The organism is Pedobacter sp. AC379 (assembly GCF_979258145.1).
In genome coordinates this window covers 4,060,169-4,072,042 of the sequence record NZ_OZ409839.1, presented here as the reverse complement: position 1 = coordinate 4,072,042, position 11,874 = coordinate 4,060,169, and the positions used below count along the sequence as shown (strand labels likewise).

Sequence of the window (11,874 nt, the reverse complement as noted above, 5' to 3'; positions counted from 1 at the left end):
CGACAGGCTCAGAATGATATCTTATAATAATTTACTACTTTTTACCGGTATTGGCAAAGGTATGCAGTTTGAACGCTTGCTTTAACCTTAAATGATGAATTTGCAGCTACTTCAAAGCTGCTACCCGCTTTAATACTTTTCCATTCTGTTTCACCTGGAAGCTGTGCAAATAGTTCACCTTCAATAATATGCATAATTTCTTGTTGGGCGGTGCCAAAAGTATATTCTCCAGGGTTTATAATTCCAATGGTCGATTTACCCTCTGTGGTTTCATATCCTAACGATTTTACGTTGCCGTCAAAGTATTGGTTCTCGGTTATCATATATAATTTAATGTAGTTTGGTTAAAATTGCCCCTTTTTCGTCTGCATGATCATTAATGTGCCAACTTATCAGGATTTTTTGAATAAGTGCAATTATATAAACATTCTAACTATTATCCATAAAAACTGTTGTCAGTTAAGAAACTTCCTGTCTGCGTTTTTCTAAATATTCCATTCTCACCAGTTTTGCTGTCTTATGGTCTTGGTTGTGGCTCCATCCAGGAGGCATAAAAATGTAAAGAAATTTGTTTTTCAATCCCGGAGCGTGCCATACATCCTTGGCTAAAAGAATAATTTCACCAAAATAAGCATCTAAAAAACTATTCTTTTTCATTTCACGGGTAATGCCATATTCAATTTTAATGGTTTTATCCTCTTCCTGGTAGGTTTTAAAAATTCTATCCCAAATCGGTAGCAGATTGCAGAAGTTGGTATCCATATACAAGGCATTTTTTGCATGGTGCACACGGTGGTGGGAGGGAGTGAGGATAATTTTGTTCAAAAAACCAAAACGGCCATCTTTAGAAATATTCTCGCCGATATGAATAAATGAGCCCCAGAAACCATCAATAAACATAATTAAAAAGAGCAGTGCAGGACTCACCCCTAAAAGAATGCAGGTGGTGGTACGGATGAGATCGGCATAGGGAGCTTCAAGAAAAAAGTGGGCAAAATTAACAGATAAATTCATAGTTTCGGGCGCATGATGAGTGGAATGAAGACACCAGAATAACCGCACCTTATGTGCTAAAAAATGATAAATAAAATGCCCGAATTCCCAAATTACGTAACCATAAATAAGCCAGTACCAGGTAATCTCAGTTTTAAATATGGCATATTTCCCAAAAAGCCCGATACATAGTGAAACCATACCGATGGAAATTATGCGACCAATGAAAGAATTGATTACCAGTGAAAAGAACGAAATCCGGTAATCAACCACCTTAAAACGGCGGTAAAATGTCATCCTGATAATTTCGAAAACCAACAAAAAAGGAACTAAAGGGCCAATGAGGGCACCAATTCCATTCCAGGTCATAAACTGACTGTAATCGTTTGTTTTAAGCAGGTTAAATAGGCCTGATAGACCGAAAAAACCTGTGAGCCATTCTTTTACACTTTCAAAAAAATCTAACATATCATATATTTGGTTTGATGAATTTATATAAAACTTAAACTTTAATCAAATATTTATGCTTTTTCTGATAATAATGTTGCAGTATTTTTTTTTCAACAGTAATTTTTAGCAAGCTGACATTTGTCAGCCAAGCTCAATATTTAAGCATTTTTGATTTTATAATTTTATATTCCCTCAATTTTCGTATCTTTGCCTGGCAAATAATAAATCCTAATTTATTTGCTATGCAACTCGATTCCACAAAGTTTATTGCTACAGGTTTAACGTATGACGACGTACTATTAGTACCCGCATATTCTGAAATTCTGCCCCGTGAAGTAAATACATCCACTTTTTTAACAAAAAAAATCAAACTTAATGTTCCATTGATTTCTGCCGCAATGGATACAGTAACAGAAGCCGAACTCGCCATTGCCATTGCGCAAAATGGTGGTATTGGCATGTTGCATAAAAACATGACTATCGAAAGACAAGCTGCAGAAGTTCGTAAGGTTAAACGTTCTGAAAGTGGCATGATTCAAGATCCGGTTACTTTACTCGAAACAGCAGTTGTAGCCGATGCTTTCAAAATTATGAAAGAGCATAAAATTGGTGGCATTCCGGTGGTAAGCAGCGATAATAAATTGGTTGGAATTATTACCAACAGGGATTTGCGTTTTCAAAAAGACATGAAAAGACCAATTTCTGAGGTGATGACCAAAGAAAATCTGATTATTGCACCAGAAGGTACCACTTTGGTACAGGCAGAAGAGATTCTTCAAAACCACAAAATAGAGAAACTGCCTGTAGTAAGTAAAGATGGCTACTTAAGTGGCTTAATTACTTTTAAAGACATATCAAAAGTTAAAAATTATCCGGTAGCCTGTAAAGATGAGCGTGGCCGTTTACGTGTGGGTGCTGCCGTTGGTGTTACTGCCGATACCTTACAACGTGTTGATGCTTTGGTACATGCAGGTGTTGATGTAATTACAATTGATACCGCTCATGGCCACACTAAAGGTGTTGTAGATAAATTAAAAGAGGTTAAAGCTAAATATCCTGATTTACAGGTAATTGTTGGTAATATTGCTACTGGTGCGGCAGCCAGATTTTTAGCTGATGCCGGTGCAGATGCCGTTAAAGTAGGTATTGGTCCGGGTTCTATTTGTACCACCAGAATTATTGCAGGTGTTGGTGTACCGCAATTATATGCTGTTTACGAATGCGCCAAGGCTTTAAAAGGCACAGGTGTACCCGTTATTGCCGATGGTGGTATTAAACATACAGGTGATATTGCGAAGGCAATTGCTTCTGGAGCAAGCACTGTAATGGCAGGTTCGTTATTTGCAGGAGTAGAAGAATCGCCAGGTGAAACCATTATCTATGAAGGACGTAAATTTAAATCTTACCGTGGCATGGGTTCAATTGAGGCCATGGAACAAGGTTCTAAAGATCGTTATTTCCAGGATGTGGAAGATGACATTAAAAAATTAGTGCCAGAAGGAATTGTTGGTCGAGTGCCATTTAAAGGTACATTGGCAGAAGTAATGTACCAATACATCGGTGGTTTACGTGCGAGTATGGGCTATTGCGGAGCAGCCAATATAGAAGCATTACAAGAAGCACAATTTGTACAGATTACTGCGGCAGGTATGCGCGAAAGCCATCCACACGATATCACAATTACGAAAGAAGCACCTAATTATACCAGGTAGTTAAGTTTTTTCCAATAATTAATATTACAGGAAACGAAGCAATCTCATTAGGCAGAATTTTTATAGATTAATACAGCGGGGCATCTTTTACGATTGCCCCGTTTTTTATGTATAACTATTTTATAAATTTAATTATAAAATCATTACGGGCGTTACCCAAGCTGCGCAAGGGGCGGGCTTTTACAGGGCTGCGCTTTGCTGCGGTACGGTCAAGAACCGGTACCAAACCCTTCCAATCCCTAACGCAAAAAAACAGGTCCAAAATGAAGGCCCGTAAATCTTTAAACTTTTAAGAAAACAGAAAAATAACAAGATAAAATTTGGCAGCTAGAAAATTTTAATATATTTGTCGACTAAATCTATAGGTTTTATATAATTATTATGAATATGGATCAAAAATCGCGCTCTTATTGTTGTTGTAGTCATTCACAAACATTAATCGGATATTTTCGAACGGGTCATTATTAAACAACACTTAAACAAACTATATAAACAATCATGAACAAAAGTTTATTTTTTCTCTTTTCATTTTTACTCTTGGCAAGCTTTACATTTGCCCAAAGCCCTTTAACCGGGGTAATTAAAACATCTAATGGTACTACAATTCCGCATGCAACTGTAAAAGTAAGGGGCACTAACCAGGCTGTGGTAGCCGATGATAATGGAGCTTTCAGCATTAACATAAAACAAGAAACCCCATTTTACCTGCAGGTAAGCTCAGTAGGCTTTAAACCTCAGGATTTTCAAATATTAAAACTTCAGGATACGCCGATAGAATTGGTTTTGGTAGAAAACGCACTTTTGGATGAAATCGTGGTAACTTCCAGAAGGCGTTCAGAGGTATTACAGGATGTCCCAATTCCAATTACCGTTATCGGTGGTCAGGCAGCAGAAAATGCAGGTGCATTTAATGTAAACCGATTAAAAGAATTGGTGCCATCAGTACAGTTATATGCTTCAAATGCAAGAAATACTACGTTAAATATCAGGGGATTGGGGTCAACATTTGGTTTAACCAATGATGGTATCGACCCAGGTGTAGGTTTTTATGTTGACGGCGTTTACCATGCCCGTCCGGCAGCAACCTCTACTGATTTTCTTGATATCGAACAAATTGAAGTAATCCGTGGCCCACAAGGTACATTATTCGGAAAAAATACTACGGCTGGTGCATTCAACATCACCACCACAAAACCAACTCAAACGCCTAGCGCAAAAGTAGAAATGAGTGTTGGTAATTATAACTTTTTGCAAGCTAAAACATCAGTTTCAGGCGGCGTAGCAAAAAATCTGGCTGCAAAAATTTCAATTTCCGGTACACAGCGCGATGGTACCATCTGGAACACCAGGGAAGAACGTAAATATAGCGGGCAGAACAACCTAGGCTTTAAAGGACAACTGTATTTTACACCATCAGATAAATTACAGATTTTATTGAGTGGAGATGTAAGCATTCAGCATCCGGCAGGTTATCCATTGGTTATTGCAGGTGTAACCACTACAGAGCGAAGTGCTTATCGCCAGTATGCAAAAATTGTATCCGATTTAGGTTATCAACAACCTAAAATTGATCCTTTTTCAAGAGAAATCAATACCAATACCCCTTGGAAACATAACCAATCGATTGGTGGTATCTCTTTAAACGTAGATTACAAAATAGGCGGTGGAACACTTACTTCGACAACGGCATGGCGTTTTTGGAACTGGGATCCTACAAACGACAGGGATTTCTCAGAGCTGTCGGCTTTAACAAAATCACAAGGGACTTCCCGTCATGATCAATATTCGCAGGAAATCAGGTACGCAGGAAACATTACTGATAAATTGAGTGGTGTTATTGGTGTATTTGCACTGGCACAAAACTTAAAAGGTTTATCTCAAACCGAAGAAGTTGGTAAAGACCAGTGGCGGTTTGTACAAACCAGCAACACCGGTAGTCAGGCCTTATATTCAACTCCAGGCTTATTAGATGGTTTCGGCATTAAAACAAATTCAACTATTAAATCATTAAGTGCAGCCATTTTTGCCCAGGTAGATTGGGAATTTCTTGAACATTTTCATGTTTTACCAGGATTAAGGTATACTTACGACAAAAAAGATGTTGATTATGACCGTGTAACTTACGGTGGCTTACAAACTACAGATGCTGCTTTGCTAGCTTTAAAATCGGCAGTTTATAGCAATCAGCAGTTTACAACCAAGGTAGATAACAATAATCTATCTGGTAACGTAACAGTTTCTTACCGTCCGAATACCAAATTAAACGTATATGGTACTTTTTCTACTGCATATAAACCAGTTGGTGTAAATGTTGGTGGTTTGCCAACCACCTCAACCGGACAGGCAGATTTGTCGCTAGCCGTTGTTAAACCAGAATATGTTCAACATTACGAATTGGGTTTAAAAACAAAACCTGTTAAAGGTGCTATACTAAATGTTACTGCATTTAATACAGATATTAAAGATTATCAAACCAATGTACAATCGCCACAATTAGGGGTAAACAGAGGTTATTTGGCAAATGCAGAAAAAGTTAAAGTAAAAGGTTTGGAAATTGATGGAACTTATCAATTGGAAAGATTTTTAACATTAAATGCAGCAGTAGCCTATCTAGATGGTAAATATGTAAAATTTACCAATGCTCCGCTTCCATTGGAAGAAACGGGACATACGGAACTGGTAAATGGTGTAGCAACGCAAGTGGCATTTAAAGATGCATCAGGAGGCAGGTTACCAGGTATTTCAAAATGGAATATTTCAGGTGGTTCGGAGTTTAGCACGCCTGGCAATTTAGCTACTCGAGCAGGGCGTTACTTTATCGCTGGCGATGCAAGTTACCGTTCTGAGTACTCTTCAAATCCAACACCTTCAAGCGTTTTAAATGTTAAAGGTTATGCCTTATTCAATGCGAGGTTAGGTTTTAAATCTGATAAATTTTCATTGTTTGTATGGAGCAGAAACATTGCCAATAAAAACTATTACGAACAATTACAGGCTGCAGCGGGTAACTCTGGTTTGTATGCTGGTGTACTTGGCGATCCTAGAACTTACGGTGCAACCATTCGCTATGCTTTTTAAGGTAAACTAAATTATATTTTTAAAAAGGAGTAGCCAAATGCTACTCCTTTTTTGTTTTGAGTTTATAATTTAATGATGTTAAACACACCTCTGAGTCTTTGAGTGCCATTGCACTAATGAAGTAACCGCTAATGCATTATCCAAATATCTATTTTAACCGATACCATATTATATACCTTAATAAAGGCTTAATGATACTTAATCACAATCTGTAACAGCTTTGTGCAGAATTAAAATTTACATACAAGCGATAAAGTATTAACTTCGGAAAAATTTTAATCAGATGAACAAGCTTAAATCCGTTTGTGTGTATTGTGGCTCAAACTTTAATGGCGATGTACAATTAAGGAATGCAATAAAACAATTGGCAGCAACGCTGGTAACACAACAAATCAGGCTGGTGTATGGCGGTGGTAGTGTTGGGGTTATGGGTGTTTTAGCTAATGATGTACTCGAATTAGGAGGTTTAGTAACCGGCATTATTCCTCAGTTTTTAATGGATAAAGAAGTTGGCCATAAGGGATTAACCGAAATGATCGTAACTGAAAATATGCACCAGAGAAAACAAAAAATGGCTGATTTAAGCGATGGTTTCGTGATTTTACCTGGCGGTTTTGGTACATTGGAAGAATTTTTTGAGGTATTGACATGGTTGCAGTTAGGTTTACACCATAAACCAATCGGTGTACTTAATGTAAATGGCTTTTACGATCCTCTATTTGCCCAGATGGAAATGATGGTGCAAAGTAAGTTTTTAAAACCTGCCAATCGCGACCTCGTTTTTAATGAATCCAATGCTGAAGATCTGATCAATAAGATGGACAATTTCTCTGCCGTACCCGATGAAGTTTGGTTTAGAGAAAGAAACCTGAGTTAAAAATTAATTATTTATAAGCAATTATCAATCCCCCATGCGCAAAACGCGTGGTGCTAAAATACATATCTAATGCAAATCATTATATCCCACGCAGAATTTGAACAATACCTTGGCAAGGAATTAGGCGTTTCTTCATGGCATACCATTACACAAGAACAGATTAATAAATTTGCTGATGCAACACTAGATCATCAATGGATACATGTTGATGAAGAAAGGGCACAAAATGAAGGACCTTTTAAAGCAACTATTGCGCACGGCTATTTAACATTATCATTAATTCCTTATTTATGGAAAGAGATTGTGGATATTCAAAAATTAAAAATGGAGATCAATTATGGTATCGAAAGTTTAAGGTTTGCACAAGCTGTTACCGTAAACAGCAAGGTAAGGTTAAAAGCTAAGTTGGCATCAATTATCAACTTAAGAGGTGTTACAAAAGTTAATATGGCTATTGAAATGGAAATTGAAGATCAGAAAAAACCTGCCTTTAGTGGCGAAGTGGTTTTCTTGTATCATTTTATAAATTAATTATTTACTATGTAGCGTTTTTAAAGTAATGAACGTTTTGATAAGAAAAAACGCTCATGAAAAATTTTTGCAAAAATGCCAGCTTAATTTTAATGTTATTTGTGTGCTGTGCTTTTGGCGCATGTAAAAAAGAAAAAGAACAAGCAAACAATAATTCTTTTTTGCCCATGCAAATCGGAAATCTATGGTACCACAACAATGAAAATTTTACTGAAATTACAGATACACTTCGCCTAAATAATAAACTTTTTTACAAGTTTTATTCATTGATAGGTGGCGATGCTGAAGCCATTTCCTACTTAAGAATTGATGAGCAAAACCGGTTAATAGAAAGCTATCCCAGTGCACCAGCAAAAAGTTATTTAAAAGCCGATTTTAATGCAAAGGTAGGGGATAAGTTTTTCACGACCGGTGCAAAAGATGTTAATGACAATGAAGTTACTGTTGTTCAAAAAACAGATTCAGAAATGGTTTTTTCATTCGATATCGTTTATCAGGAGAACTTAAAAGGCCATCCATATCAGGTAAAATACGTTAAAGGTGTAGGATTTTCTGGAAATTGGAAGAAACTGATTATAAACGGTGTCGTTACTCAAAAATAGGCTCATATTCGAGCATTAGTACTCACCCGTTGTACTATTCTTATCAAATTTCTTTTTTAATCTTCCTACAAGTGTTGGGTTTTCGAGTTCTTCCAAACTGCTTAGTTCGAGTTCGAGTGCTTTTGTACTGATTTGAATTTCAATGAGCGAAATGACAAGAGAAATCATAAAAAATACCAAGCTGAGGGCAAAAAGTATTTCTGCAAAGGTAGTCCACTTCAAATAAATAAAAAACATACAAAAAAGACAACATGCAAAGCTTATTACTCCAAAAGCCTGCATGTTTTTGATTAATCTTAATCTATAGCGCAGGTTTTCAATCTGCTTATGAAGCACCACATTTTTATCACCACCCTCATACTTCGATTTTAAGCTGCGAACAAGCGTGGCCAAGGCCAAAAAACGGTTGGTATAAGCCAGCATGATTAAGCTAATGGCTGGAAATAATAACGCAGGAATATTGATGGTTAGTTCCATTTTTAGGGTTTAATCAAAAATATCATTTTAAACGGATATTCAACCACAGCGGGAGCAGAGTTTTTACACAGCGTTAAACGGAGAAAATACGTTAGTTATCGCTCAAATTGTAGGTAATCCAATCTTAAATAAAGCGTTGAGATCTCTGCGCCCTCATTAATTTCTCTTGTTTTTGCTGTGGTTAAAAATTGCTTTATACCAGAAACCGTTTTGGTCAATATTGTTTTTCTAAAAATAAATTTAAATTGCCTCCATGAATATCGAATTCAATAAAAATGAGGATGTGAACAAACAGTTGGTTTACGAACTGAAAACCAAACTCAAAAAAATATACTTGGGCGGTGGTGAAAAAAATGCTGCCAAGCAAAAAGAAAAAGGTAAGCTGTTGGCCCGCGAACGTATTGCATACCTGATTGATAAAGACGCTGATTTTTTAGAAATTGGTGCATTTGCCGCTGACGGTATGTACCTGGAACAAGGGGGCTGCCCAGCTGCGGGGGTAGTTTGTGGAATTGGTTATGTAAGTGGAAGGCAATGTATGATTGTTGCCAATGATGCCACGGTAAAAGCTGGTGCATGGTTCCCGATGACGGCGAAAAAGAATCTTCGTGCACAGGAAATTGCGATGGAAAACCGTTTGCCTGTAATTTACCTGGTAGATAGTGCCGGAGTGTATTTACCCATGCAGGATGAAATTTTTCCGGATAAGGAGCATTTTGGAAGAATGTTCCGCAACAATGCCATCATGTCATCAGAAGGAATTGTTCAGATTTCGGCTATTATGGGTGCTTGTGTTGCAGGTGGGGCTTACTTACCCATTATGAGCGATGAAGCCATGATTGTTGATAAAACCGGATCGGTATTTTTAGCAGGATCGTATCTCGTAAAATCCGCTATCGGTGAGGAAGTTGATAATGAAACCTTGGGTGGAGCAACTACACATTGCGAAATTTCGGGTGTTACCGATTATAAACATCCCAATGATCAGGCTTGTTTGGATAGTATCAAAAACATCATGAGTATGTTAGGTGCACCACAAAATGCAGGATTTGATCGGATAAAGCCTGCAAAGCCAAAAGAAAATGAGGAAGAACTTTACGGTATCTTACCTGAAAACCGTGATAAACCTTATGAGATCATGGATATCATTAATCGATTGGTTGATGGATCGGAATTTGAAGAATATAAAAAAGGTTACGGACAAAGCATTGTTTGTGGTTTGGGGCGTATTGATGGTTGGGCTGTAGGTATTGTAGCAAATCAACGCAAAGTGGTAAAATCAAAAAAAGGGGAGATGCAGTTTGGTGGCGTAATTTATTCTGATAGTGCAGATAAATCCAGCCGTTTCATAATGAACTGTAATCAAAAGAAAATTCCATTGGTGTTTTTGCAGGATGTAACCGGTTTTATGGTGGGCAGCCGATCTGAGCAAGGCGGTATTATTAAAGATGGCGCTAAAATGGTTAACGCTGTAGCCAACTCTGTGGTGCCAAAATTCACAATTGTATTGGGAAATTCTTATGGTGCTGGTAATTATGCCATGTGCGGTAAAGCTTACGATCCAAGATTGATATATGCCTGGCCAACTGCAAAAATAGCCGTAATGGGTGGCGCACAGGCCGCCAAAACATTATTGCAAATTCAGGAAGCTTCCTTAAAAGCAAAAGGCGAGGTAATAACGCCAGAAAAAGAAGCAGAGTTGTTAAAAGAAATCACTGATAAGTACGATAGCCAAACCACTCCATATTATGCAGCTTCGCGCCTTTGGGTAGATGGCATTATAGATCCACTGGAAACAAGAAAAGTAATTTCAATGGGCATTGAGGCAGCCAACCAATCGCCAGTTACAAAGAAGTTTAATGTGGGTATTATACAAACTTAGGTAATGTGGGATTTTGCCAGCTATTGTTTACAATATTCCCATATTAGGTTATCAATTATAAATTTAATCTCAGCCTAATGGAAACACCTAAAACCACAAATCACACATTTTATTAGGCCTAAGGTTGCTTTATGCCCTGCCTCTTAACCTCAGCTGTTAATAAGTAAGCTATGTTGACAATGTAAGTTTGTTAACAATTAATTAAAGCATTAAATTTGCGCAACAATTAATGAATTTCAAACACACAATATAATGTCACAAGAAAACGAGCACGTTCAGTGTTTAATTATAGGCTCAGGCCCTGCAGGTTATACTGCTGCAATTTATGCTGCCAGAGCCGATTTAAAACCAATTATGTATACTGGTATGCAAGCTGGTGGACAGCTTACGCAAACTACTGATGTTGAGAATTTTCCGGGTTACCCGCAAGGAATTATGGGGCCAGAAATGATGGAAGATTTCCGTAAACAAGCAGAACGTTTTGGTACCGATATCCGTTTTGGTTATGTAAGCTCAGTTGATTTTTCTTCTACACCACATAAAGTAGTTGTAGATGAAATTAAAACCATAACCGCTGATACTGTAATTATTGCTACCGGTGCAACAGCAAAATGGTTAGGCTTACCAAGCGAGCAACAATATAATGGTTTCGGGGTTTCGGCTTGTGCTGTTTGCGACGGTTTCTTTTTTAAAGGACAGGATGTTGCTATTGTAGGTGCTGGTGATACCGCTGCTGAGGAAGCAACTTATTTAGCTAAACTATGTAAAACTGTTCATTTATTGGTTCGCAGAGACGAATTCAGGGCTTCAAAAGCAATGGTAAGTCGTGTTTTAGCAACCCCGAACATTGTAGTACATTACAATACCGAAACCCAGGAAATTTTAGGTAATGGTAAAAATGTTACTGCTGTTAAAGTTTTGAATAACAAAACAGGTGAACAATCTGATATTGAAGTAGAAGGTTTCTTTGTGGCCATCGGTCATAAACCAAATACCGATATTTTTAAAGGCCAGTTGGATATGGATGAAACCGGATACTTAGCTACTAAACCTGGTTCTACATTAACCAATATCGAAGGCGTTTTTGCCTGCGGCGATGTTCAGGATATGTATTACAGACAAGCGGTAACTGCTGCGGGTTCTGGTTGTATGGCCGCGCTTGATGCTGAAAGGTATTTGGCTGCTAAAGAACACCCTGTAGAAGCATAAACACATTTAAATATTATTTTAGAAAGAGAAATCAGTAACGGTTTCTCTTTTTTTGTGATTGAT

10 protein-coding genes are annotated in these 11,874 nt (G+C 37.5%); 7 read left to right on the top strand and 3 right to left on the bottom strand.

All coding sequences use genetic code 11. The features are described 5' to 3' along the window. Positions 1-41 precede the first annotated feature (41 nt). Together ppnP and ACZZZW_RS17725 are read right to left on the bottom strand one after the other, a co-directional pair. Complete coding sequence (gene ppnP, locus ACZZZW_RS17730; protein ID WP_463495381.1) at positions 42-323, bottom strand: pyrimidine/purine nucleoside phosphorylase; 282 nt, start codon at positions 321-323, stop codon at positions 42-44. Between the two features lie 136 nt (positions 324-459). Beyond that, on the bottom strand, positions 460-1,461 hold the full coding sequence (locus ACZZZW_RS17725; protein ID WP_055905223.1) for a sterol desaturase family protein: 1,002 nt from the start codon (positions 1,459-1,461) through the stop codon (positions 460-462). Positions 1,462-1,685: 224 nt separating this feature from the next. On the opposite strand from ACZZZW_RS17725, the gene guaB reads away from it, so the two are divergent. From guaB to ACZZZW_RS17700, 5 genes are all read left to right on the top strand, one after another. Then, complete coding sequence (gene guaB / locus ACZZZW_RS17720) at positions 1,686-3,155, top strand: IMP dehydrogenase (RefSeq protein ID WP_463495378.1); 1,470 nt, start codon at positions 1,686-1,688, stop codon at positions 3,153-3,155. Between the two features lie 498 nt (positions 3,156-3,653). Then, positions 3,654-6,233 carry a TonB-dependent receptor gene (locus ACZZZW_RS17715; RefSeq protein WP_463495376.1) on the top strand — a complete coding sequence of 860 codons (2,580 nt, stop codon included), beginning with the start codon at positions 3,654-3,656 and terminating at the stop codon, positions 6,231-6,233. Positions 6,234-6,516: 283 nt separating this feature from the next. After that, complete coding sequence (locus ACZZZW_RS17710) at positions 6,517-7,110, top strand: LOG family protein (protein WP_463495374.1); 594 nt, start codon at positions 6,517-6,519, stop codon at positions 7,108-7,110. A gap of 69 nt (positions 7,111-7,179) precedes the next feature. Further along, positions 7,180-7,641 carry a MaoC family dehydratase gene (locus tag ACZZZW_RS17705; RefSeq protein ID WP_463495372.1) on the top strand — a complete coding sequence of 154 codons (462 nt, stop codon included), beginning with the start codon at positions 7,180-7,182 and terminating at the stop codon, positions 7,639-7,641. Between the two features lie 56 nt (positions 7,642-7,697). After that, on the top strand, positions 7,698-8,243 hold the full coding sequence (locus ACZZZW_RS17700) for a hypothetical protein (RefSeq protein WP_463495370.1): 546 nt from the start codon (positions 7,698-7,700) through the stop codon (positions 8,241-8,243). 15 nt (positions 8,244-8,258) lie between these two features. Here ACZZZW_RS17700 and ACZZZW_RS17695 read toward each other — a convergent pair whose 3' ends face one another. Next, positions 8,259-8,720, bottom strand: coding sequence for a DUF2721 domain-containing protein (locus tag ACZZZW_RS17695; RefSeq protein ID WP_463495368.1), 462 nt, complete (start codon positions 8,718-8,720; stop codon positions 8,259-8,261). A 253-nt stretch (positions 8,721-8,973) separates the two neighbouring features. Between ACZZZW_RS17695 and ACZZZW_RS17690 the strand changes: the two genes are divergently transcribed. Both ACZZZW_RS17690 and trxB read left to right on the top strand, forming a co-directional pair. Continuing rightward, positions 8,974-10,602: an acyl-CoA carboxylase subunit beta gene (locus ACZZZW_RS17690; protein ID WP_463495366.1), complete on the top strand. Its 1,629-nt coding sequence runs from the start codon at positions 8,974-8,976 to the stop codon at positions 10,600-10,602. A 252-nt stretch (positions 10,603-10,854) separates the two neighbouring features. Next, the gene (trxB, locus tag ACZZZW_RS17685; RefSeq protein ID WP_463495364.1) at positions 10,855-11,811 is read left to right on the top strand and encodes a thioredoxin-disulfide reductase; all 957 of its coding nucleotides are present in this window, start codon (positions 10,855-10,857) and stop codon (positions 11,809-11,811) included. Positions 11,812-11,874: the final 63 nt, after the last annotated feature.

What these genes read in the sequence shown, in the direction of transcription:
- ppnP (WP_463495381.1), bottom strand. Translation starts at nt 323, where the DNA reads ATGATAACCGAGAACCAATACTTTGACGGCAACGTAAAATCGTTAGGA.
- ACZZZW_RS17695 (WP_463495368.1), bottom strand. Translation starts at nt 8,720, where the DNA reads ATGGAACTAACCATCAATATTCCTGCGTTATTATTTCCAGCCATTAGC.
- ACZZZW_RS17710 (WP_463495374.1), top strand. Translation starts at nt 6,517, where the DNA reads ATGAACAAGCTTAAATCCGTTTGTGTGTATTGTGGCTCAAACTTTAAT.
- ACZZZW_RS17690 (WP_463495366.1), top strand. Translation starts at nt 8,974, where the DNA reads ATGAATATCGAATTCAATAAAAATGAGGATGTGAACAAACAGTTGGTT.
- ACZZZW_RS17715 (WP_463495376.1), top strand. Translation starts at nt 3,654, where the DNA reads ATGAACAAAAGTTTATTTTTTCTCTTTTCATTTTTACTCTTGGCAAGC.
- guaB (WP_463495378.1), top strand. Translation starts at nt 1,686, where the DNA reads ATGCAACTCGATTCCACAAAGTTTATTGCTACAGGTTTAACGTATGAC.
- trxB (WP_463495364.1), top strand. Translation starts at nt 10,855, where the DNA reads ATGTCACAAGAAAACGAGCACGTTCAGTGTTTAATTATAGGCTCAGGC.
- ACZZZW_RS17705 (WP_463495372.1), top strand. Translation starts at nt 7,180, where the DNA reads ATGCAAATCATTATATCCCACGCAGAATTTGAACAATACCTTGGCAAG.
- ACZZZW_RS17725 (WP_055905223.1), bottom strand. Translation starts at nt 1,461, where the DNA reads ATGTTAGATTTTTTTGAAAGTGTAAAAGAATGGCTCACAGGTTTTTTC.
- ACZZZW_RS17700 (WP_463495370.1), top strand. Translation starts at nt 7,698, where the DNA reads ATGAAAAATTTTTGCAAAAATGCCAGCTTAATTTTAATGTTATTTGTG.